The 23,984-nt window shown below is 30.1% G+C and carries 23 protein-coding genes, 2 pseudogenes and 2 CRISPR repeat arrays; of the genes and pseudogenes, 19 read left to right on the plus strand and 6 right to left on the minus strand.

Going from position 1 to position 23,984, the window contains the following annotated elements:
* Positions 1–145 precede the first annotated feature (145 nt).
* Positions 146–901, minus strand: a complete 756-nt coding sequence (locus tag AGR56_RS00005) for an IclR family transcriptional regulator (protein WP_053240624.1) — start codon at positions 899–901, stop codon at positions 146–148.
* 388 nt (positions 902–1,289) lie between these two features.
* Between AGR56_RS00005 and AGR56_RS00010 the strand changes: the two genes are divergently transcribed.
* The 6 genes from AGR56_RS00010 to AGR56_RS00035 all read left to right on the plus strand — a co-directional run bounded on the left by AGR56_RS00010 (position 1,290) and on the right by AGR56_RS00035 (position 7,010).
* On the plus strand, positions 1,290–2,246 hold the full coding sequence (locus AGR56_RS00010) for an agmatinase family protein (RefSeq protein ID WP_198149866.1): 957 nt from the start codon (positions 1,290–1,292) through the stop codon (positions 2,244–2,246).
* 25 nt (positions 2,247–2,271) lie between these two features.
* Positions 2,272–3,072, plus strand: coding sequence for an ABC transporter substrate-binding protein (locus AGR56_RS00015; RefSeq protein ID WP_053240626.1), 801 nt, complete (start codon positions 2,272–2,274; stop codon positions 3,070–3,072).
* A 164-nt stretch (positions 3,073–3,236) separates the two neighbouring features.
* Entirely contained in the window at positions 3,237–3,884 is a 648-nt protein-coding gene (locus AGR56_RS00020) for an amino acid ABC transporter permease (protein WP_053240627.1), read from the plus strand.
* 24 nt (positions 3,885–3,908) lie between these two features.
* Complete coding sequence (locus AGR56_RS00025; protein WP_053240628.1) at positions 3,909–4,667, plus strand: amino acid ABC transporter ATP-binding protein; 759 nt, start codon at positions 3,909–3,911, stop codon at positions 4,665–4,667.
* Positions 4,668–4,905: 238 nt separating this feature from the next.
* Positions 4,906–6,312: a GH1 family beta-glucosidase gene (locus AGR56_RS00030; protein ID WP_053240629.1), complete on the plus strand. Its 1,407-nt coding sequence runs from the start codon at positions 4,906–4,908 to the stop codon at positions 6,310–6,312.
* A gap of 17 nt (positions 6,313–6,329) precedes the next feature.
* Positions 6,330–7,010: a GntR family transcriptional regulator gene (locus AGR56_RS00035; protein ID WP_278279540.1), complete on the plus strand. Its 681-nt coding sequence runs from the start codon at positions 6,330–6,332 to the stop codon at positions 7,008–7,010.
* Between the two features lie 25 nt (positions 7,011–7,035).
* On the opposite strand, the gene AGR56_RS00040 is transcribed toward AGR56_RS00035, so the two are convergent.
* Positions 7,036–7,191: a hypothetical protein gene (locus AGR56_RS00040; RefSeq protein ID WP_053240631.1), complete on the minus strand. Its 156-nt coding sequence runs from the start codon at positions 7,189–7,191 to the stop codon at positions 7,036–7,038.
* Between the two features lie 348 nt (positions 7,192–7,539).
* Positions 7,540–7,695, minus strand: a complete 156-nt coding sequence (locus AGR56_RS19880; RefSeq protein WP_157055615.1) for an endoglucanase — start codon at positions 7,693–7,695, stop codon at positions 7,540–7,542.
* Between the two features lie 384 nt (positions 7,696–8,079).
* Here AGR56_RS19880 and AGR56_RS22470 point away from each other — a divergent pair, with 384 nt between their 5' ends.
* The 5 genes from AGR56_RS22470 (at position 8,080) to AGR56_RS00065 (ending at position 11,892) form a co-directional block, all read left to right on the plus strand.
* Entirely contained in the window at positions 8,080–8,730 is a 651-nt protein-coding gene (locus AGR56_RS22470) for an alpha-amylase family glycosyl hydrolase (RefSeq protein ID WP_053240632.1), read from the plus strand.
* Positions 8,718–9,677, plus strand: a complete 960-nt coding sequence (locus tag AGR56_RS22475) for an alpha-amylase family glycosyl hydrolase (protein WP_198149867.1) — start codon at positions 8,718–8,720, stop codon at positions 9,675–9,677. Before AGR56_RS22470 ends, AGR56_RS22475 begins: the two co-directional genes overlap by 13 nt.
* Positions 9,678–9,757: 80 nt before the next feature.
* Complete coding sequence (locus AGR56_RS00055) at positions 9,758–10,315, plus strand: hemerythrin domain-containing protein (protein ID WP_053240634.1); 558 nt, start codon at positions 9,758–9,760, stop codon at positions 10,313–10,315.
* A 14-nt stretch (positions 10,316–10,329) separates the two neighbouring features.
* Entirely contained in the window at positions 10,330–10,608 is a 279-nt protein-coding gene (locus AGR56_RS00060) for a MarR family transcriptional regulator (RefSeq protein ID WP_278279541.1), read from the plus strand.
* A gap of 87 nt (positions 10,609–10,695) precedes the next feature.
* Positions 10,696–11,892 (plus strand): MFS transporter, encoded by a 1,197-nt coding sequence (locus AGR56_RS00065; protein WP_053240636.1) that lies wholly within the window; start codon positions 10,696–10,698, stop codon positions 11,890–11,892.
* Between the two features lie 56 nt (positions 11,893–11,948).
* Here the strand turns inward: AGR56_RS00065 and AGR56_RS00070 are convergent.
* Together AGR56_RS00070 and AGR56_RS19885 are read right to left on the minus strand one after the other, a co-directional pair.
* Positions 11,949–13,937, minus strand: a pseudogene (locus tag AGR56_RS00070) (glycosyltransferase family 39 protein).
* Between the two features lie 194 nt (positions 13,938–14,131).
* A complete protein-coding gene (locus AGR56_RS19885) occupies positions 14,132–14,287 on the minus strand; it encodes an endoglucanase (RefSeq protein WP_157055616.1) in 156 nt (51 codons plus the stop codon).
* Positions 14,288–14,880: 593 nt separating this feature from the next.
* On the opposite strand from AGR56_RS19885, the gene AGR56_RS20980 reads away from it, so the two are divergent.
* The 5 genes from AGR56_RS20980 (at position 14,881) to AGR56_RS00090 (ending at position 18,118) form a co-directional block, all read left to right on the plus strand.
* Complete coding sequence (locus tag AGR56_RS20980) at positions 14,881–15,027, plus strand: hypothetical protein (protein WP_242851214.1); 147 nt, start codon at positions 14,881–14,883, stop codon at positions 15,025–15,027.
* Positions 15,020–15,379 carry a MarR family transcriptional regulator gene (locus tag AGR56_RS00075; RefSeq protein ID WP_242851215.1) on the plus strand — a complete coding sequence of 120 codons (360 nt, stop codon included), beginning with the start codon at positions 15,020–15,022 and terminating at the stop codon, positions 15,377–15,379. Before AGR56_RS20980 ends, AGR56_RS00075 begins: the two co-directional genes overlap by 8 nt.
* 181 nt (positions 15,380–15,560) lie before the next feature.
* Positions 15,561–16,748: an ArsA family ATPase gene (locus AGR56_RS00080; RefSeq protein WP_053240637.1), complete on the plus strand. Its 1,188-nt coding sequence runs from the start codon at positions 15,561–15,563 to the stop codon at positions 16,746–16,748.
* Entirely contained in the window at positions 16,741–16,941 is a 201-nt protein-coding gene (locus tag AGR56_RS00085) for a hypothetical protein (protein ID WP_053240638.1), read from the plus strand. Before AGR56_RS00080 ends, AGR56_RS00085 begins: the two co-directional genes overlap by 8 nt.
* A gap of 16 nt (positions 16,942–16,957) precedes the next feature.
* Positions 16,958–18,118 carry an ArsA family ATPase gene (locus AGR56_RS00090; RefSeq protein ID WP_053240639.1) on the plus strand — a complete coding sequence of 387 codons (1,161 nt, stop codon included), beginning with the start codon at positions 16,958–16,960 and terminating at the stop codon, positions 18,116–18,118.
* Between the two features lie 89 nt (positions 18,119–18,207).
* Here AGR56_RS00090 and AGR56_RS00095 read toward each other — a convergent pair.
* A pseudogene (locus AGR56_RS00095) lies at positions 18,208–18,700 on the minus strand (spore coat protein).
* A 325-nt stretch (positions 18,701–19,025) separates the two neighbouring features.
* Between AGR56_RS00095 and AGR56_RS00100 the strand changes: the two are divergent.
* From AGR56_RS00100 to AGR56_RS23115, 3 genes are all read left to right on the plus strand, one after another.
* Positions 19,026–19,880, plus strand: a complete 855-nt coding sequence (locus AGR56_RS00100) for an Rpn family recombination-promoting nuclease/putative transposase (RefSeq protein ID WP_053240640.1) — start codon at positions 19,026–19,028, stop codon at positions 19,878–19,880.
* A 164-nt stretch (positions 19,881–20,044) separates the two neighbouring features.
* Positions 20,045–20,950: direct repeats of the CRISPR family, unit length 30 nt; unit sequence GTTTTTAGAGTACCTATAAGGAATTGAAAC.
* 183 nt (positions 20,951–21,133) lie between these two features.
* A complete protein-coding gene (gene cas6 / locus AGR56_RS00105; protein ID WP_053240641.1) occupies positions 21,134–21,886 on the plus strand; it encodes a CRISPR-associated endoribonuclease Cas6 in 753 nt (250 codons plus the stop codon).
* Positions 21,887–22,050: 164 nt separating this feature from the next.
* Positions 22,051–23,018: direct repeats of the CRISPR family, unit length 30 nt; unit sequence GTTTTTAGAGTACCTATGAGGAATTGAAAC.
* Positions 23,019–23,429: 411 nt separating this feature from the next.
* Entirely contained in the window at positions 23,430–23,678 is a 249-nt protein-coding gene (locus tag AGR56_RS23115) for a hypothetical protein (RefSeq protein ID WP_347460324.1), read from the plus strand.
* Positions 23,679–23,984 lie beyond the last annotated feature (306 nt).

The following is a 23,984-nucleotide window of genomic DNA, read 5'->3' on the forward strand; positions in this document are numbered from 1 at the left end:
TAGGTGAGTTATTGAAAACTCTTAGAATTTTATGATTTTTGAGGTTTAGATTTATAGAATTTTTTTAATGTGACGAAGCATTGTTACTTCGCAATATTTATAAATTACGGTTAGAAATAAATTTAATGCGACACTCCTTTTTTATTTATTCTATATTATCATAACCGAGCTCTTTTGATATAGAAAGAGAAGCTGATAATAATGCATCTATTATATAAAGCTTTTTTTCCTGCATCCTTGTTTTAGGACCCGTCATACTTATGGCTCCAGCAACTTGATTATTATAATTTTTAATTGGGGCAGCTATACTGTATGCACCTATCTCCGTCTCCTCGTCCTCGAGAGAATAGAAGTTTTTACGTATATCTTTTAAATCCTCTTTTATCTTTTTTATATCTGTAGTTGTGTATTCAGTAAGCTTTTTTAGTTCAGTTTTATTCAAAATTTCTGCAATTTTTTCATCAGAAAAGTTAGACAAAATAGCTTTTCCAGAAGCAGAAGCATATATAGGAAGTTTATTGCCTTCCCTTGAGCTCATAAACAAAAAACCCTCATCTGACTGAATATTGGCAACACAGTATACATAATTTTGTTCATATAGACAGAGATGAGAAGTTTCTTTAAATTTATTAGTTAAAGTTTTTATGTACGGCAAAGCGATAGCTTTTATATCCATAGATTCTGATACTATTCTTGATTTTTCTATAAATTTTAATCCTAGTTTGTATTTATTTGTGTGAGGATCTTGAATTATGTATGAACATTCTTCAAGAGTTTTTATTATTCCGAATACTGTACTCTTTTTTAAATCGACTTTGTCGCATATATCCTTTAAACTCATTTCATTATTAGAATTATTAAAGCAGTCCAGTATATCTGATGCTCTTTTTATAGATTGTATTAATTTTTTTCAGCCATTATTCCCCATTTCCCTTCATGAAGATTATTCTATTTATAGTGATTACATCCACATTAAAACAATTAATTTCAATAAATAATTATACTATGTTCTTGCTTAAAAAGGAAATAAAATTTATAATGACTAAAATTTTAAAAAAATGATATTTAATAATAAGCAGCATAAAAATAATAAATTAATAAAATATAAAATAAATTGTTGCAAAATCGCTAAAATAATGTATAATGTAATCAAGATATCTTATATTATAAAATGCAATTCGATAATATCGAATGAATAATGGAAAATATGTTGAATAGAAAATTTAAGTATGAGCAGTACATAAGAGTAGATGAGGAGGAATTTTAATGGAGAATAAGCTATATGCTATGTGCCGGGGAAAAAAATAAATGAGGTTTTTAGTGGGGTTCCATCTTTTATGGGGCTTCCAGTAATAAGTGAAGAAAGTGAGATAGACGGATATGATGCTGTAATAATTGGAGCACCATGGGAAGGTATTGTTACATGGAACTCATTTTCTGGATGTGAACTTTCAACAAAAACAATTAGACAAGCATCAACTAGATATGGTGGGTTTTTACCTGAGATAGGTTTTGATATATTTGATTATATAAAGGCAGCTGATTATGGAGACGCTGTTGTATATCCGGGAAAAATAGAGAAATCTTTAGATAGTATAAGAGAAAAAGTTTCTGAAGTAGTAGCAAAAGGCTCAATACCAATTATATTTGGAGGCGACCATTCTATTGCTTCAGCAGATGCAAAGGCAATATGTGAAAATGTAAAAGGAAAAGTTGGAGTAGTACATTTCGATGCACATCTCGATAATCTTGATAAGTATGGAGAAGAAAAATATGCTAGATGTTCTCCACTTTATAGGATTTATGAAATGGATAATGTAGATCCTAAAAATGTAGTTCATGTGGGAATAAGAGGACCTAGAAATAACCCCAAACAGCAGGAATTTGCTAAGGAAAAAGGTGCTACTGTAATTACAAGTTTCGATGTAAAACTAAATGGAATACAGGAAACCTTGAATAAAATTTTGGAAGTGGTTAAAGACGGAACCGATGCGGTATATATCACTGTTTGCAGCGACGCACTTGATGCAGCCTGCAACCCAGGTGGACCTCCAGATTTTTGTGGATTAACTACTTTTGAGCTTGCATATCTTCTTCATGGAATTGCAGCAAGGGGAGTTGCTGGATTTGATTTTGTTGAAATATATCCACCTCAAGATGCAAATAATGTTTCAAGCCATGTAGCTTCATGGATGGCACTATATGTATTAGCAGGAATAACAGAATATAAGAAAAAATTAGTATAAATAAAGAGTATGGGAGAGATTAAGGATGAAAAAAATTATAGTTTTAGCTTTAACCTTTGTTTTAGCAGCTACTGCATTAACAGGATGCAGCAAAAGCGGAGCAAGTAACTCTCAAGATAAGTCATCAGGGTATTTAAAATCTGGAGAAATATCACTTGCTGTAGACGATACATTTCCACCTATGGAATATAGGGATCAAAAGAATAACAATAAATTAGTAGGCTTTGAAATTGATATGGGTGAAGAAGTTGGAAAAAGATTAGGAGTAAAAGTTAAATGGGTTCCAACAGCATGGGATGGAATAATGATGGGACTTAAAGCCAAGAAATATGATGCGATTTTATCAACCTTGTGTATTACAGATGCAAGAAAAAAAGAAATAGATTTTTCAAAACCTTATTTTAAATTAGATGAAATTATAGCAGTTAAAAGTGGAAATACATCTATAAAATCAGCAAATGATCTAAAAGGAAAAGTAGTAGGTTGTCAAATAGGAGCAGCAAATCAAGCTACACTTGAAAAAATGGGTGGATTAAAGGAAATAAAGACTTATAATAAAATAACAGATGCCTACACTGATTTAAAAAATGGAAGACTCGATGCTGTTGTAACAGAAGGTCCTATCGCTGCATATTACAAGAAAAATGATGCTAGTTTTGATGCGATTTTAGATAAGCCGATAGCATCTCAAAATGTTGGTATTGCATATACTAAAGGAAATACAGCATTAAATAACAAAGTTCAAAAAGTTTTAGATAAAATGAAAGCTGATGGAACTTTCTCAAAGCTTTCAATAAGATGGTTTGGAACTGATTTGTACAAGTAAAATTAAAAAAAGTTTTCCCCTTATTCTCTTTTACTATAAACATTTTAGTAGTAAGAGAGAATATTTTAAATAGTAAGCTATGTTTTAAACAAGTGTAAAATGTACGCCTGCTTAAAACAAAGCTAAAGAATAACATGAGAAAGTATTTTAAGGAGGTAAAATATATGGATTTCAGTGTTTTCTCAAAAATTTTTCCATTGTTTTTACAAGGTACTCTTATTACAGTAGAATTGGCAATTTCAGCACTTATATTTGGAACACTAATTGGAATTTTCTTAGCGTTATTTAAAATATCACACATTAAGATACTTAACTTTTTTTCAAGCTTTTATATATGGTTTTTCAGAGGAACCCCACTGCTTTTGCAGGTAATGTTTATATATTTTGCAATGCCTGGTATTGGCTTAGAACTTAGTCCTTTTGCTGCTGGCGCTTTATCACTAAGCTTAAATTTAGCTGCATATATGGCAGAAGCTATAAGAGGTGGAATTATTTCAATAGATACGGGACAGTTTGAAGCATCTAAAGCTCTTGGATTTACATATGTTCAGACTATGACGAAAATAATATTACCACAAACTATAAGGGTAATACTTCCTGCAGTAGGAAACTTATCCGTTTCCATGCTCAAAGATACTTCATTGGTATCTGCAATATCTTTAGCAGAACTTATGAGACAAGCACAACAGGTATATTCTACTACTTTTAAGCTTGTTGAACCATTTTCACTTGCAGCAATTTTTTATCTTCTATTAACGACTATATTTACTAAAGTTTATGGAATGATTGAGAAGAAATTGGCTATATACTAATGCAAATGAATAGGAGGAAGTAAAATGGAAGCAGTAAATGATTTAACAAAGGATTATATGATAAGAGTTGAAAATTTAACTAAAAGTTTTAATAATCTAACTGTATTTGAAAACTTGAATTTGAATGTTAAAAAAGGTGAGGTTGTTGTAATAATAGGACCATCAGGTTCTGGAAAATCTACATTTTTGCGATGTCTTAATCATCTTGAAGAACCAAATGGTGGTAAGGTTTTTATAGAGGGAGAAGAAGTTAAATTTAAGAATAGAGAGCATTTAAGAAAGATAACAATAAAAATGGGAATGGTTTTTCAAAGCTTTAACCTTTTTCCCCATATGACTGTTTTAAAAAATGTGATGGAAGCCCCAGTAGTTATTAAGAAGGAAAACAAGGAGGTAGTATATGAAAGGTCAAAAAAATTACTTGAGAAAGTTGGACTTATTGAAAAGGCAGATATGTATCCATCAAAACTTTCAGGAGGTCAAAAACAAAGAGTTGCTATAGCAAGGGCATTGTGTATGAAACCTGATATAATGCTTTTTGATGAACCTACATCTGCTCTTGATCCTGAACTTGTTGGTGAAGTTCTAAATGTAATGAAGGAACTGGCAGAAGAAGGAATGACAATGGTAGTTGTTACACATGAAATGGGATTTGCTAGAGAGGTTGCAGATAGAGTTGTATTTATGGCAGAAGGAAAAATAGTAGAAGAAGGTACACCAGAACAAATCTTTAAAAATACAAAAGAGAAAAGAACTAAAGATTTTTTGGAAAGGGTACTTTAAAAGAGTAAATTTCAATTTAATAAATTGTATTTATTATCTTCATAAAATTGTAACAATAATCTGATAATATATAATCATAGTAAAACAAAGAATTAATTAAAAAGAATATTTATCGTAGTTGGATAGTCCCCCTGTTCAACTATTTTTTTTGCATGAGAAAAGCTTTACATTGAAAATTTATAAGTATATAATTAATTCATACCAATGAATTTTAATACTAATTAAAGGAGGAAAGAAAATGAAATTTCCAAAGGATTTTTTGTTTGGAGCTGCTTCTGCATCTTATCAGGTAGAGGGTGCATGGAATGAAGATGGCAAAGGTGTTAGCAACTGGGACGTATTTTCCAAAATACCAGGGAAGACATTTGAGGGAACAAATGGAGATGTAGCTGTAGATCATTATCATAGGTATAAAGAAGATGTTAAATTAATGGCAGAAATGGGTCTGGAATCTTATAGATTTTCAATTTCATGGTCAAGAATAATACCAGATGGTGATGGTGAGGTTAATGAGAAAGGAATTGAATTTTATAACAATTTAATTGATGAATGCTTAAAGTATGGAATAGTTCCTTTCGTCACCCTGTATCATTGGGATTTACCACAGACTTTGGAAGAAGCGGGAGGATGGACTAATAAGAGAACTATAGATGCTTTTAATAAGTATGCTGAGGTATGTTTTAGAGCATTTGGAGATAGAGTTAAGCATTGGATAACTTTTAATGAAACTATAGTTTTTTGTGGGCATGGTTATTTAGCAGGAGCACATCCACCTGGTATTGTTAACGATGTTAAAAAGTATTTTGAGGCAACACATAATGTATTTGTGGCACATGCTAAGGCTGTAAAGAAATATAAAAGTTTAAAACAATACGGTGAAATTGGGATAACTCATGTATTTAATCCTGCGTTTAGTGTTGATGATAAAGAAGAAAACATATTTGCAGCAAAACATGCAAATTACTATGATACTTTTTGGTACTATGATCCAATATTAAAAGGTGAGTATCCTAAATATGTAGTTGATGAGCTAAAGAAAAAAGGATTAACACCAGATTGGACTAAGGAAGAATTGGATTTACTTAAGGAATCAGCTGATAAAAATGATTTTATTGGACTTAATTATTATCAGCCTAAAAGAGTTATGAAGATTGATTCCGAAGAAGAGTTTAAAGCAAATAGAGAAAATTCTACTGGGGCTCCAGGTAATCCTTCCTTCGATGGAGTTTATAAAACAGTAATGATGAAGGATAAAGTATATACAAAATGGGGATGGGAAATTTCTCCGGAAGGTTTCTTAGATGGACTTAGGATGCTTAAGAAAAGATATGGAGATGTTAAACTCTATATTACCGAAAATGGACTAGGTGATGAGGATCCAATAATAGAAGATGTTATAGCAGATGTTCCAAGAATTAATTTTATAAAAGAACATCTAAAGGTTGTAAAAAAGGCAATCCAAGAAGGAATAAACCTTAAGGGATATTACGCTTGGTCCGTTATTGATTTATTAAGCTGGTTAAATGGATACAAAAAACAGTATGGTTTTATATATGTAGATCACAAGAATAATCTAGCAAGAAAGAAAAAGTTATCCTTCTATTGGTACAAAAATATAATTGAAACAAGGGGAGAAGAATTATAAAAAAGTATAGTGCAGTTATTGAGGAACTTGAAAGAGAAATATTAGATGGAAAATTTGATTATGATAAAAAGCTTCCAACCGAAGAAGAACTAATGGAGAGGTTTAATGTCAGCAGAAACACTATAAGGAAAGCTATAGAGGTTTTAGTTGGTAAAGGATATATATATCAAGTTCACGGAAGTGGAGTGTTTTTAAGAGAATTTTCTAAACCCGGATGTGTGCCAATGTGGGACATGAGCGGGCTTACAAGGACTTTTTCTAAGGATAAGTTAACTAGCAGGCTTTTGGATTTAAGTTTAATTGAGGCAAATGATGAACTGGCTGAAAAAATGAAATGTAAAATTCATACTAAGCTATATCACGTTAGACGTGTAAGATATATGAATGATGAGCCATTTACCATAGAAGAGTCATTTTTTAATAAGGATATAATTTTATATTTGAATGAAGATATATGTAAAAAATCAATATATGACTATATAATAAATGATCTTAAATTAAAAATTAAATTTGCGGATAAGATAATAAGCTGCGAAAAGTTAAATAAAGATGAAGCTTTGCTTCTACATTTAAATGAAGGAGACCCTTCACTTATCGTGGAAAACACTGTATTTTTAAGCAATGGGACTATATTTGATTTTTCAAGAGAAAAATATAATTATACTAGAAGTAAACTTTTAAGTTTAGCAACACTATAAAAAAGGGCGTCCAAGTGGCGCCTTTTTAAAATAAATAAATATATCTATCTTCATAAAAAACTTTCATTTGCTCTATTTCAGGACAATTTTGAAATTCTTTAGGAATCTCATAAACATCTACGTTTTCAGGGAATAAAATTGATAATAATAATATTAAACCTATTAATAATAACATAGACATATAAGTCAGCCCCTTTCATTTACTAAAAATAATTTTATAAGTATCACTATTCGTACTAACTTTTCAATTATTTGGTACACTTATATTATACATAAATGAAGGAAAAAAGTCATTAGTTTTTAACAAATAAATTAAAAAATGCAATAATACCAATTGTTCTATTGGAGTTTATTAAAAGTGGTAAAAGTAAAATGTGGAAATTGAGGATAAATTAATTATTGGCACTTATTACTGAAAAAGAGTTAATTGAGAAAGATTTTCTTTTAAATAAAAGGCTATGTTTTAAAAGAAGATTGTCCTTTAAAACATAGCCAAATAAAAAAGAAAGGCGTATGTATACGCCTCTATTTAAAATAAATATTCATATCTATCATCATAATAAGATTTCATTTGCTGCACTTCAGGGCAATCTTGAAATTCCTTAGGAATTTTATAAACATCTATGTTTTCTGGAAATAAAACCGATAATAACAATACTGAACCTATTAATAATAATATAGACATATTAACCAACTCCCTTCAATAATTATTATACATAAATGCAAGAAAAAAAGTCATTAGTTTTTTGAAACAAATTTAAAAATGCAAGTTTTATAAGCAAATGATAATTTGTAACATAATTTGTTAAAACTATTGCATAAAGATTACAGTTAATTTAAATAAAGGAGCAATTTATTAAAAAAAAAGTAATTGTAAACATTTTCACAAACCGCGGAATTATGATTTTAATAAAATGTCTATGATTAGGCTTTTAGTAGATGGATATTATATTAGTGAATAAAATTAAGAAAATGTTTACAAAGCCTGTTAAGGATGGTACGATATAAATTATTAAAGTGGCTATTGCTACGCAATTTTGTGCAATCGATTGCATAAGGGGGAATATGTATGAAGAAAAAGACAATGGGATTGGGACTTATATTGTTAGTTCTTATATCATTAGCATTTTTAACTCAGCATAAGAAAAGTTCATATAGCAACAATAAAAATAGTAAATTATTAAATGTATCACATAAGGTTTATACGGCTCAAAAATATGTAACAAATAAAAAATATAATGATAGAGTGTTTTATGAAATTTTTGTAAGAGCTTTTAACGATAGTAACGGGGATCGTATTGGTGACCTAAAAGGAGTAACAGAAAAACTAGATTATCTTAAAGATTTAGGAGTATCAGGGATTTGGCTTATGCCTATAAATGCAAGTCCAAGCTATCATGGGTATGATATATCAGATTATTATTCAATTCAACAAGATTATGGCACTATGGATGATTTTTATAATCTTATTAATGAAGCGCATAAAAGAGATATTGCAGTATTTATGGATTTAGTAATTAATCATACAAGCAGCAAAAATCCTATGTTTATTGAATCTGCAAATAATAAAAAAAGTAAATATAGAAATTATTATAATTGGACAAATGATAAAGGAGTAATTAATGAACATTCTACTATAGGTACAATGCCTTGGGTGTATAAGAATAACAGTTTTTTTTTTTTTTATATGCAATGTTTGATCAAGGTATGCCTGATTTAAATTATGATAATAAAAATGTAAGAGCTGAAGTAAAAAATATAGCAAAATATTATTTAAATATGGGGGTAGATGGATTTAGATTAGATGCGGCGAAGCATATATATGACGGCAATACTAATAAGAATCTCCAGTGGTGGAAAGAATTTGAGACATACATTAAGGGTGTAAATAAGAGTGCTTTTGCTGTAGGAGAAGTTTCAGATAACAAAGATGTTGTGGCAAATTATATGACTTCCCTTGATTCATGTTTTGATTTTGAGTTGAGTACGGATATTTTGGACACTGTAAAGAATGACAATATTAACGAACTTGGAACTGAAATAAATGATGTATATAAAAGTTACAAGTCTAAGAATAAGGACTATAATGACAGTACTTTCCTATCCAATCATGATTTTGAGAGAGTTATGAGCAGGTTAAACTCGGTTGATAAATGTAAAGAAGCAGCGGCGATTCTTTTAACTTTACCAGGTACTCCTTATATATATTATGGCGAAGAGACAGGAATGACTGGCGCAAAACCTGATGAAAATATTAGACAGCCATTTATTTGGAGCAATAAAGACAAAAATAAAAATACTTATTGGGAAGAAATTTATAATGATAAAAATTTAGTCGCTGTAAATGTCCAAGAAGCAAACAAAAATTCTCTCTTGAATTTTTATAAAACTTTTATTAAGATTAGAAATAATAATGAAGCTTTAAGAAATGGAAGTTTTGAGAATATTGATGAAGGTAAGAGTAATATTTTTGCGTTTAAGAGGAGCAGTGGTAAAGAAGAAATATATACAATGATAAATGGTGATCAAGATTCTAAATGTACAGGATTACCTTCAATGAATGCACAAGTGATATATTCGTCTGATGGAAATAATCAAGATTTAAATATAACTGGGACTTTAAATTTAAAAAAGAATCAAATACTTGTTGTAAAAAGAAAGAATTAATTAACAAACTATAGGTTTAAATTTAGTGCACAAAATAAATAATATATAGTGAAGTTATAATTAAAAAGAAGGTGCTTATTATGGATGGTATTCAACTTATGGTAGATGAACATAAGAATATAAAAAGAATGTTAGTGGTTTTAAGAAAGGCAAGTTATAGAGTTTTAAAGGAAGATAAAATTGATTATGATGACTTTGCAAAGATGATAGATTTTGTAAGAAATTATGCAGATAAACAGCATCATGGAAAAGAAGAAAAGTTTTTGTTTAATCGCATGGTAGACGAAATAGGCGGAGTTGCTGAAACACTAATTAAATATGGAATGTTGGTAGAACACGATTTTGGAAGACTCCATATGATGGAACTTGAAAATGCGCTTTCAAGGGTTAAAAATGGAGATGATGAAAGTAAGGTTGATGTTATAGCAAATGCAGTTGCATATACGCAACTTTTATATAGGCATATAGAAAAGGAAGACAACACAGTATACACTTTTGCTAATCGAAAATTAAGTAAAGAAACACTAACTACAATTGATAAGGAATGTGAAGAATTCGAAAAAGAATCATCGAAAAATAATATTCAAGAAAAATACATGAAGCTTTTAGAACAACTTGAAGCAAAGTATTTACAGTAGTTAAAAATCTTCATATTTCTGGTATAGCGCGTAAAATGAATATAACAAGAGGAGCAGTATCTCAAACAATTAAAAGGCTTGAAGCAAAAGGATTTATATGTAAGGAGGCATGTGAAGATAATAGCTGCAAGCTTTTTATTAAGCTGACTGAAAAAGGTGAAATTGCTTACTCTAATCATAAAAAATACCATGAGGAATATGAGCATAAGATAGCAGAAATATTAAAGGATTCTACTACAGAAGATAGAAAATTTCTGTATGAATTTTTTAGAAGATTCAAAGCCAACATATAAAATACCACACTGGTATTTTTATTTTAAGTTGAATGTATAGTATCTATACAAAGTAAGCTGCACCTATATTTAGAAGGAGATTCGATAATGATTAATAAAGAAAACATAGACAATGAAAAAGAATTTAATTTGACTAGATTTGTGGTATTAGTAATGGCAGTAACCTGTGGGGTAACTGTTGCAAATTTATATTTTATACAGCCTCTTTTAACTCAAGTGACAAAAGCTTTTGATATATCGGAATCCAGCGCGGGATTTGTAGTAACCTTGACTCAAATAGGATACGCTCTTGGATTATTTTTCTTTGTACCACTTGGAGATATGAAGGAAAGACGTTCTTTGATTACTAAAATGCTTATATTTGTGGCAATAGCTCTTTTGGCAGTAGCATTCTCACCAAATTACTTTGCACTTCTTGTGGCATCTTTTTTTATTGGTTTTACTACAATTATTCCGCAGCTCATAGTTCCGTTTGCAGCTCAACTTGCCAAGCCTTCTGAGAGAGGAAAGATAATAGGAACAGTTATGAGCGGACTTCTTATAGGAATATTACTCTCTAGAGTTTTTAGTGGAATAGTTGGGCAAGCTTTTGGCTGGAGAACTGTATATGTTATTGCAGGACTTTTAATGCTTTTGTTAGCTGTATTCATAAAATACCTTATGCCTGTAAGTAAACCTACATCTAGGCTTTCATATAAAGAACTTATATTTTCTATATCAGGTATTATTAAAAAAGAACGTGTACTTAGAGAGTCTGCAATAAATGGAGCGCTTATGTTTGGCTCTTTCAGTATATTTTGGACATCACTTGTTTTTTTACTTCAATCAAACGTGTACAATATGGGTACAAGAGAAGCAGGTCTTTTTGGACTTATAGGGGTTGTAGGAGCATCGGCAGCACCTATAATAGGAAGGGTGGCTGACAAGAAATCTCCAAAATTTGCAGTTGGAATTGGAGTTGTGCTTTCTACATTAGCATATGTGATTTTCTTTTTCTTTGGGTATAAATTGTTTGGATTAATAGCAGGAGTTATACTTCTTGATCTTGGAAATCAAACTGGTCAAGTTTCTAACCAGGCTAGAATACAAGCACTAAATGATGAAGCTAGAAGCAGAATAAATACTGTTTTTATGGTCTCATATTTTATAGGAGGAGCATTTGGATCATACCTAGCATCTATAAGTTTTGAACACAGCGGATGGAATGGAGTGTGCGTGGTTGGTTTTGCATTTCAATTTGTTGCTGTCATATTTCATTTCCTTGTTTATAGAAAGAAAAAATAGCAGTAAAAAAATTTTTGTCGACCTCTATATGAAAATTTAAGAGATCGACGAATTTTTTATTTTGATTTTAAATCATATAATTGAGTGGAATTGTTTGATACACCAAACTTTTCGCTTTGCCTCTGATTTCTTGAAGAATTGGAGTCTTTCCATTGATTAGAAGGAATAGTCTTGCCGTTTTCTTTAATCCAATTCATAATGCTATTGTTTGAATTACTTTCTCCAAAGCTTCGGTTGTTACTTATATTTATCAAAGCATATCTTAATTCGCCTTTATTAACCAATTCTTTAAATTTATCTAAAGTAAGTATTGGGTCTGAACCACTAAAGCCACCAAGTGCCATTACAGGTTCACCAGTTTCAAGTATTAAATTTGAGCCATAAGATGTAGCGGAAGGAACCATAACAAGGTATTTTTCATCTTTTCTGTTATTCTCTAAAAATTTTATAAGCTTTGAATTGCCGCCAACACTTGATTCGGTGTTATAATTGCTTCGTGAAAGTTCTAACCCGGCGGATGGACTGCTTCCATTCATTTTATAAAACATTGGAGTAAATGACCAAACTGTAGGTGCTGCTAAAATTCCTATAAAGGCGATGCTAATCAATAATTTATCTAAAGCTTTTGTATTGGAACTTGTTAAGCTAATTATGCACAATATTATTGAAGATAAAATACATAAAATAGCTGTCAATATAATTATAATCTTATATCCCTTTGAGATATTGTAATTGTAAGATAAAATAAGTATTTCAACACATGCATTAGCAATAAGGGAAATTGGCAAGAACCAGGATTTTGATCCCCGCTGCTTATAAAATGCTAACATGGCGGATAAACCAATTCCAACTAAAGCTGCAATGGAAGGTGCCATTGTCGTCAAATAGTAGGTATGTGTTACATTTCTTGAAAAACTAAAGTAAATAAATTCAGGTATTAGCCACGTGATCCATAATATTAAAGATAATTTTTTTCTTGTGTTAAAAGGAGTTCTTAATTTTTCTTTTATTGCAGCAGCAGCAAATCCAATTATGGCAAATAGTAAAAGCATGATATTTGGTCCGACATGTTGCCATTTCCGAACAACCTAAATATGCCGGCATTCGAATTACGTCCAAAATTCATACCATTATTTGATTGATTGAATCCATCTCTATATTTTGTTTGCCTCAATCTTTTTTGTATGTTATTTAAGTTGCTCATGTTTTCGACTGTCCTTTGTGATATTGTGATTTTGTTTCCATTTCTTCTGCCGAGACCAATTCTCTCTAATCCATTATGACCTATTATAAGCTGCATAACTGTGTTGTTAGTACTGCTGCCAACATAAGGCCTATTATTTGCTGGTATTAAATCTGTAATTATAGCCCAAGATAGCGAAATTACTAAAAGTACAATTGTGCCTAAAGTAAGGTTCTTTATTCTCTTTTTTAAACTCATGTTTGATGCAAGAAGGTACGTTATATATATGGCAGGAGCTACCATATATGCCTCTACCATTTTTATATTAAAGCCTATGCCTACAAAAACTAAACTTAATATAAGATAACTCAGTTTTCCTTTTTCGGCAGCTGTGAGGGCAGCCCAGCATCCGAGAAGTAGAAATAACACAAGTAAATTATCGATTGTATTGTTTCTAGCGGCTGCTACTGATATTGGAGTTACCGCAAGGCATAATGCTGCAGTTAATCCAGCGGTAATTCCAAAGGACTTTTTTACAATATAATATATAAGAGCAACGGAAAGCACACCTGCTAGGGCTTGTGGTAAAATTATGTTCCATCCACTAAAACCAAATGCCTTTGCACATATAGCTTGAATCCAAAAGCCTACAGGTGGTTTATCAATGCTTACAAAGCCCGCTGGATCAAAGGAAGCAAAAAAGAAATTTTTAAAGTTCATTAGCATACTTTTTTACACCAGCAGCATAAAAAGTATTAGCATACCCCTCAATGCCTAAATTTGTAAAGTTAAGTACAGCAGATAATATTAAAATCAATGATATTCCAATGGTATCTTTTTTAAATTCAATTTTTTTATTCAATATATAAACCTCCTTGGGTTAATATTACTTTGACTAATCATAATAAAATATTTTACATTATAGGAATATATATTGTATTTCAATTTTATAAATAGTTTATAAAATTTGTATAAAACATTATTAAAGGCATTGATTTTTAGAAACTTATTTAAATTTCTAATCAAATGCTAAGTAAAAAGGTATTTAAGTGGATTTTATAGTAAAACTTCGTATCTATCATTATAGAAAGCCTTCATTTCTGCTACTTCAGGGCAAGCTTGAAATTCTTCTGGGATATCGTAAACATCTGAATTGCTAGAAAATAAAACTGAGAATAATAATACTAAACCTATTAATAAAAATAATGACATATTAAACAACTCCTTTTATTTTAAAATTATCTATTTAAAAATTTATTTGTTTTTCTTTAGCTTTATTATACATAAATGAAGGAAAAAAAGTCACTATATTTCTATCAATAAATGAAAATATGCAAAATTGACATCAGAATCATAATTTTGTATATAAAGTGTAAAAACTACTATGATAAATATTTAATTAATTTAAGTATAACATGATATTTTTAACAATGTAATAATTATAAACGTTTTCATAGACACTTAATTGATAAATGCAAAATTAAAACTGCAATTAATTATAACTTTTTTTAATCTAGGCGTGTTTAACAATGATGAAGGTGATAGAAAAAACACGTCAAAAATATATTATAAATCTGTACATAAGCATGAAAAATTGCAGATAAAAAATGAAAATATGAATTTTATTTTTCAAATTATGCAAAAATCTCACCTAAGTAAGAAATTGTATTTAACAAAACTGCATATCCTTTATATAAAATATTTATTTTAAATGAGTTTTTGTAATTTTATTGTTGACAAAAAAATGCTTCGATGCTAGAATAAAAATATACTTCGTGAGAAGAACTAAATAAGGAAGTGACATTGTGAAATCTAATGGAAATATTGATTTTGAAGGAATAATTTTTTCATATATTGATGAATTTAAATTTTTAATTTTTCCTGACAAATGGAATAGTGCCTTTATGGATTACTCTAAAAATGAAATTATGGTGCTCATATTTTTTGCATAGATGCAAAACAGCCAATATGACAGAAATATCAAAGTACATAAATGCTCCACTTAATACAACTACTGGGGTAATAAATAGATTAGAAAAGAAAAATATGGTTGAAAGAATAAGAAGCAAGGAGGATAGAAGAATTGTAGAAATAATTTTAACCTCAAAAGGCAGTGAATTCATAGATAAAGAAAAAGATATAATATTAGGATTTACTAAAAAAGTTTATGAAAAGCTTACAGGAGATGAAAAGTCAGCAGCAGTAAGTATTTTTAATAAGGTAAGAAGCGTTTTGATGGAAGGTATGCATTCTAAGGATACAAAAAGCAGCAGAAAAAAGATTAAAAAGATAACTATATTGTGAAAACAGTTCAACTAAAAAACTATGTATGCACCAAAATTCCTTGGACATTAGAATTTTTGAACATACACAGTTTAAGTTTCACAATGTTTTCACTATCGAATAGCTCAGGAAACTGAGTTGTTTTTAAAAATAATACTTCGATACAAGAACAATTCTTAAAAGGAATGAATGGAGGGATAATATGTCTAGGATTATAATTTTTACAGGCAAAGGTGGAGTTGGCAAGACAAGTACAGCAGCAGCACATGCAGTTAAAGCAGCAAAGGAAGGCATGAAAACTTTAATAGTAAGCACAGATATGGCTCACAACTTAAGTGATATATTTATGAAGGAATTAGAAAAAGAACCTAAAGAGGTAGAGAAAAATCTTTGGGCACTTGAAATAGATCCAAATTATGAATTGCAAAGATATTATGGTTCTATTTCAGAAGCTGTTAAGAAAATGATGAGTTTTAAAAACAGCAAGGATGAGGAGGCTTTCGATGATATAGTAGTATTCCCAGGAATGGAGGAACTATTTTCTCTTTTAAAAATCAAGGAAATATATGATGAAAATATCTATGATCTTATTATAGTAGATTGCGCTCCAACAGGAGAAACACTTTCGCTTTTGAGACTTCCAGAAATTTTATCTTGGTACATGGAAAAGCTGTTTCCAATAGGCAGGGTTGCTGTGAAGGTTTTAAGACCTATCTCAAAGGCCGCATTTAAGCTTGAACTTCCAAATACTACTGCATTAAATGAGATAGAAAAGTTATACGTGAAATTGGGCGAGCTTGAAAAACTCCTTAAGGACAGAGAAGTATGCAGCCTTAGGCTCGTAACTATACCTGAAAAAATGGTTGTAGATGAGACAAAAAGAAATTATATGTATTTAAATCTCTACAATTTTAATGTGGATGGGCTTTATATAAATAGAATTTTGCCACAAGATATCGATAATAACTTCTTTGACAAGTGGAAGGAAATACAAAAAGAGTATGTGCAAACCTTGGAAGATACCTTTTCAAATATGCCAATCTACAAAATAAGATGGTATCCAGTTGATATAAATGGAGTTGAGTGTCTATACAAAATAGTGGAAGATTCACTTAAGGACAAAAATATATTTAAGGTTTTAAAAACAACTCAAAGTGAAGTTTTTGAAAAACTAGATGATGGTTATGGACTAACTATAAAGGTTCCATTTACAGAAAAGCAGCAACTAAACCTTCATGAGGGGGATAACGAGCTAATAATCAAAATAGGAAACTTTAAGAGAAATATTCCAATGCCGGATGTTATGAGAAGATATTCTGTAAGTAAAGCAAAATTCGATAATGGAATTTTAACCATATACTTTAATGAGGAGAGTGAAGTAAGTGAATAAGGAATTTATAAAAAAGATCATAAAAGCTGAAGCTTTAAGGTATAGTGCAATTAAGGAAATATTGCCAGATGGATTAAAAAAGAAAATTGATGATTTCGAAAAGGATGCCTTAAATGTCTTAAAGGACATTGCTTTTGAGTCATTGGATGAAAAATCAGAGCTTAAGGAATGTAAGAAAGTTCACATAAATTAGAAAGGAAGAAATTAAGATGAGAATTATATTGTATACGGGTAAGGGCGGCGTTGGAAAGACAAGTATATCTGCTGCTACAGCTTCGAAAATTGCAAAGGAAGGAAAGAAAGTTCTTATAATGAGTACAGATCAGGCCCACAGTCTTGGGGATTCCTTTAATGAGAAACTTTCAAATACCCCTCTTGAAATAGAAGAAAATTTATTTGCTATGGAAATAGATACGGTTTTAGAAAATGAGGCTCAATGGGGAAATATAAAAGAGTATATGCAAAAGCTTATATTTACAAAAGCTGCTAAAAGCATAGAAAATGAGGAACTTCTTGTATTTCCAGGCTTTGATGAACTTCTTGCCTTGCTTAAAATAAAGGAAATAAGTGATGAAGGAAAATACGATGTTTTAATCGTAGATTGTGCGCCAACTGGTGAGACAATGTCCCTTTTAAAATTCCCAGAACTTTTTAAATGGTGGATGGAAAAGATATTTCCAATAAAGAGAAGGATGGCAAAGGTAACAAAGCCAGTAGTGGAGAAAACTGTGAAAATTCCAATGCCAGATGACAAAACTTTCGATGAGCTTGACCAGCTTTATTTTAAAATTGATGATCTCCATAAGCTTATGTTAGATAAAACTAAGGTTAGCATAAGGATAGTAACCACTCCAGAAAAAATAGTTATAAAGGAAGCTAAAAAAAGCTTTTCTTACCTTCACTTATTTGATTTTAATGTTGATGCCGTTATAATAAATAAAGTGTTTTCGAAGGAGAGTGCCAGTGGATATTTCGAAAAGTGGCTTAATATCCAAAATGAAAGTATAGCTGACATATGTGAAAGCTTTAGTCCAATTCCTGTTTTTAAAGTGGAGCTTATGAATAGTGAGGTAAGAGAATATGAGAAACTTCTTTACCTTGGAAGTCGTATTTATAATGACTCAAATCCCAGTGATATATTATTTGAAGGAAAAATATTTGAAATAGAAAAATGTGATGATGGTTATGATTTTTCCATAAGCATACCCTTTATTGACAAAAAACACCTGGATTTATACCAGCGCGGCGATGAACTTAGTGTATCCATAAAAAATGAAAAGAGGAACTTTGTACTTCCTCAAAAACTTCATTCAAAAGAAATTGCAAGTGCGAGCTATAAGGATGGAAGGCTTATTATTCATTTTAAATAAAAAAATGATGATTGGATAAGAAATCACCATACTGATAGTATATGGTGATTTTCTTATGGTTTATAATTGATAGTAGTATAATAATAAAATTATTGAATATTGTACATACCGTTATTCTCCATATATTTAAATATGGCTTCTCCGTGTTTTTGTTCTTCTTTTTGTATATGATTTAGTACATCACGAGCGTTAGTGTCTCTAAACTCAAAAATACTGGTATCGTAAGCACCTGAAACATATTTTTCTGTCATTAATAAATCTGTACACATGTCGGTATCAGCCTTGCTAGAATTACGGTTTTGTGTATTGCTCATACTTATATTTGGGTTTTGAGTGCTTGCATTTTGACCTGAACTTTGATTTTGCTGCTGCTGATTGATTTGAGGAATCTTACCACTTAATAATTGATTGATGCTATCAAGATGGGTTTTTTCCTGTTGTCCATTCGCATTAAATATTTGTTTCAAGTTATTGTCTTTTGTTTGATTTGCATAATTAGTATATTTTTCTATGCAAAATTTGTTCATGCTTTTTTTGATCTTCTAGTAACATTCTTTCTTTTTGTGATAATGTTATTTCCATAGTATTACACCTCCAATGTTATTTTGTGTAAGATTTCTTGTTTTATTCTATGTTAATGTCAGTATTCATGGTTTTTATTGAAGTTTTAAACAATAAGAATGTCATATGTAAGGTTTATTATTCTTTGTCTTTAGAGTACCTATAAGTGATTAAAACCAAAATACTTTTTAGCCTTCTTCTCCTCACATAAGTTTTTTAGAGAAGCTATGAGGATTAAGGCATTATATATGTGAAAATTTATATCTTTAAAATAAATTTAATATACAAAATCCATTGATCTGTGTTAATATAATATAAAAATAAAAAAGGTTGGAGAGTGAAGAGTATGTGCAGGCTAAACCCAAAGGTTGACTTTGCATTTAAAAAGCTTTTTGGCAGCGAGGAAAATAAAGACATATTAATAGCATTTATAAATTCAATAATAGATGAAAATGAGCAAATTAAAGATATAGAACTAAAAAATCCATACAATATAGCAGACTATAGAAAAGGCAAAATGACAATACTTGATATAAAAGCGGTAGATGATAAAGATGTATGGTATGACATAGAAATGCAGATAGCTCAGCAGGATTTCTTTGATAAGAGGGCACTTTATTATTGGTCAAAGGTATATTCAAGCCAAATAGAAAGTGGAGAAGATTATGAGAAACTAAGGAAAACTATATCCATAAATATATTGGATTTTAATTATTTAAAGGAAGAAGATTTTCACAGTGAATTTAAAATATATAACACAAAAACTATGAAAGAATTTTCAAATATGTTTGAAATGCATTTTATAGAATTAAATAAATTTAATAAGGATTATAAAGAATTAAAAACAGGTTTAGATAGGTGGATAGCATTTTTAAGCAGAGCATATGAACTTGATAAAGACAATATTCCAGAAGAGCTGGCAGAGGATAAAGATGTAAAAAAAGCTATAGAAAAGCTTGATATAATGTACTTGAGCAAAGAAGAAAGAGAAATATATGAGAATGATTTAAAGGCGCTCATGGATTATAGAGCACAAATAAAAGCAGCAGAAAGAAGTGGAAGAATAGAAGGAATAAAAGAAGGGGATTTGCAAGCGAGAATAAGTATAGCAAGAAATTTTTTAGATGTATTAGATGATGAAACTATAGCAATAAAGGTAGGACTTTCTATTGATGAAATAAAGGGATTAAGAAATAAGTAAAAAATGTAGTTAGATTGATAAAATGAGTAAGAACATTAATAAAAAACTTTAACAGAACTATACTATATGAAAGTTAACTAAAAATTGTCGTCGACCCCTAATGGAGTAAAAACCTTGGGGGTCGACGATTTTTAAGTTTATAGGAAAATAGCAGGCCGAGATTGGTTTTTAGTATTTTTACGAAAGTTTCATTAAAAGTTGCTTTTTTGAGAAAGCTGATGTATCCTATATTCGGTGGGTTTTTAGAGTACCTATAAGGAATTGAAACTAGGAATACCAAACTTATGTAAGCTAGATAAATTTTCAGTTTTTAGAGTACCTATAAGGAATTGAAACCAACAATCCATGAGAGATAACCAGTATGATGAAGCTGTTTTTAGAGTACCTATAAGGAATTGAAACTTTCATTTCCTGTCATGCCATAGCCTAGCGTAGATACGTTTTTAGAGTACCTATAAGGAATTGAAACCCTACTCCTAATACTGGAATCTCATCTTCTTTTGCTAAGTTTTTAGAGTACCTATAAGGAATTGAAACTTAAATAACTGTTCACTATTTCCAACTGCTATTTTAGCAGTTTTTAGAGTACCTATAAGGAATTGAAACACACAAGCCATACAGTTTGTTGTTGATCAGCAAAATGTTTTTAGAGTACCTATAAGGAATTGAAACTATTAAATTCTGGTGCTTCTTTTAGGCTATAGTTTGTTTTTAGAGTACCTATAAGGAATTGAAACTTGAAAAGCTATGGTGAGGACTATGAGGTGGCAGGAGGTTTTTAGAGTACCTATAAGGAATTGAAACTAAGTACTTGTCCATCTGAATCAACTCCTGTGAGAGTTTTTAGAGTACCTATAAGGAATTGAAACCATTTTTGCTAATAGTTCTGTTTTCTTTTGAGTAAATGTTTTTAGAGTACCTATAAGGAATTGAAACTGTCTCTGTTAGCTGGCTTCTCAGCTCAAACATCAATGCTTTTAGAGTACCTATAAGGAATTGAAACATGATGCTTGAACTATGGTATCACAAATCTTGATTAAGTTTTTAGAGTACATATAAGAAATTTAAAGGAAGCAATCGAGATTTCAAACTCGTATAAAAACGCAGGGGTTATTAGAGAAGATTTTAATGATAAAAAATTAAAAATTAGTTTTAGGTATAGAAAGAATTATAAATAGCAATAGATTTATGAGTAAAATATTAGTACAAGCCTAAAATTAATATTTTTATATTATTTAGAAAGTTGGCGCAAAATGAGACTAACAATAAACTTTGAATTTAACAATCCTTTAAGATTACCGCAGCAGTACAATCATATTGTTCAAGCAGTTATTTTAAATTGGCTAAGTGATGAAAATTATCAAAAATTTATACATGACTTTGGCTATAAAGCTGGAAATCGAACCTATAAACTTTACACTTTTTCAAGGCTTCAAGGTAAATTTTCTATAGATAGAAATGAAAAGACAATAACATATGAAGATAGAGTGAAACTTGAAGTTGCAGCTCAGGATGATAAATTTCTTTCGTATTTGGCTAATGGAATTATTATGAGTGATGAAGTAAGGCTTGGAAATAATATTGTTCACATAAAGGATATAAAATGTGAAAAAAATATTCTTGAGTCTGGTGTTAGAGTTTATACAAAATCACCTATTGTAATATATAGTACCTTTGAAAATGATGATAGAAAGAAAACTTATTATTACAGTCCGTATGAAAATGAATTTACAGAGCTTGTAAGAAAAAATCTGATAAAGAAATATGAAGCTGCTTTTGGCAAAATGCCAGCAGATGATAGTTTTGAAATAAAGGCATTAAAAAACTCCAAACTAAAGGAAAAAATAATTGTTTATAAAAGCACAATTATAAAGGGATGGAATGGTGAATTTATTCTAACTGGTTCAAAAGAGCTTATAAACATAGGTTATAATTCTGGCTTTGGTTCTAAAAATTCTCAAGGTTTTGGTTGCGTAGAAAAATGCTTTGAACACAATAGATATTAAAAAATAAAATTGTCGTCGACCCCCAATAGAGTAAAAAACCCTGGGGGTTGACGATTTTTTAGTTTATAGGAAAATGGCAGGCTAAGATTGATTTTTTATATTTTTTTATAAATTTTCTTAAACATTGATTTTTCAAGAAAGCTGATGTATGCTGTACTTGATGGGTTTTTAGAGTACCTATGAGGAATTGAAACCTTGATTTCATATTCTCACTTCCATAAATAAAAATAAGTTTTTAGAGTACCTATGAGGAATTGAAACAAGAAATTTCATATATTGAAACTATGAATGGAGTAAAGTTTTTAGAGTACCTATGAGGAATTGAAACTAGGATTCCCTAATGAAATGACTTTAGATATTGATTGTTTTTAGAGTACCTATGAGGAATTGAAACTTAATTGATTCTTCTACTCAAAATAAACAATGTTTGGTTTTTAGAGTACCTATGAGGAATTGAAACTACCTTGTATCCAATCTACAAATTTCTTACATAAATTAGTTTTTAGAGTACCTATGAGGAATTGAAACTTGTATGTGAACCATATGTTAAACTCTGATTTGAATAAGTTTTTAGAGTACCTATGAGGAATTGAAACTGTCTAAAATTATAAAGCCATAAAAATAATTATTTTGGTTTTTAGAGTACCTATGAGGAATTGAAACATAGCAGCTATGCACAGCCTATAAAAAATGATTTGGAGTTTTTAGAGTACCTATGAGGAATTGAAACATCACTCCTTTGCTTGCCATACCATTTTGTAAAGAGTGTTTTTAGAGTACCTATGAGGAATTGAAACTAGTCTATCCATGCAAAAGAATTGCCGTATAGATTCCGTTTTTAGAGTACCTATGAGGAATTGAAACTGGATTGTCAAGGCACACAACGTACATGGAATGAAAGTTTTTAGAGTACCTATGAGGAATTGAAACATTCTAGCAATAAACTATATCTACTTTTGTATGCTCCGGTTTTTAGAGTACCTATGAGGAATTGAAACCAAAGAAAACATTAGCACATGGTATGTATAAATCTACGTTTTTAGAGTACCTATGAGGAATTGAAACTTTTCAGAATGCAAAGTGGACCAAGGGCAGCACTCTTGTTTTTAGAGTACCTATAAGGGATTGAAACAGACTTTGAATGAAAAAAGAGATGACAATAGGGTTAAGAAGGATAATGGGTCAGAGACCCAAACCCCGAGTAAGATTGCTTTCAGAGTATCTATAAGGAATTGAAACAGACTTGTAATGGAAAAAGAGATGACAATAGGGTTAAGAAAGATAATGGGTTAGAGACCCAAACCCCGAGTAGTATTGTTTTTAGAACACCTATAAGGAATAAAATCATCGTCAATATTAAAATTCACATCTTTTAAAACATTCAATATACAAAATCCATAAATTTGTGTTAATATAATATAAAAATAAAAAAAGGTTGGAGAGTGAAGAGTATGTGCAGGCTAAACCCGAAGGTTGACTTTGCATTTAAAAGCTTTTTGGAAGTGAAGAAAATAAAGACATATTAATAGCATTTATAAATTCAATAGTAGACAAAAATGAGCAAATAAAGGATATAAAATTGAAGAATTCATACAACATAGCGGATTATAGAAGAGGTAAGATGACAGTTCTAGACATAAAAGCAGCAGAAAGAAATGGAAGAATAGAAGGAATAAAAGAAGGAGAGCAGCAAAAAGAAATTTTAATTGTAAAAAAATTATTATTAATGGGAATGGATACTGACTGTATGTCTGAACCATCTGGATTATATGAGAAAAAATTGAATAGATGAGAATAAAAATGAATTAGTCGTTAAATTTTTTATTCACCGTAAGTGGATAAAAAAACTCTGCTAATCTTTAGTAATATGAAAATATTATTTTAGATTAGTGGAGTTTGTTTTTTGTGTGAAATAATATAACATGATTAAGTATTATGTCGAATTTGTATGTTATAAATTATCTTAGTTTTAAAAATTTTGGTAGTAATATAAATAATTTTCAATAATTTGAATTAAATTGGAGGAATATTTAGGAAAGTGTAGAAAGATATAAGTAATGTTGATATGAATGTGCAAGAAGTTGGAACGGTGAGAAAA

This window comes from Clostridium sp. DMHC 10 (genome assembly GCF_001270375.1).
GTDB classification, from domain to species: domain Bacteria; phylum Bacillota; class Clostridia; order Clostridiales; family Clostridiaceae; genus Clostridium_S; species Clostridium_S guangxiense.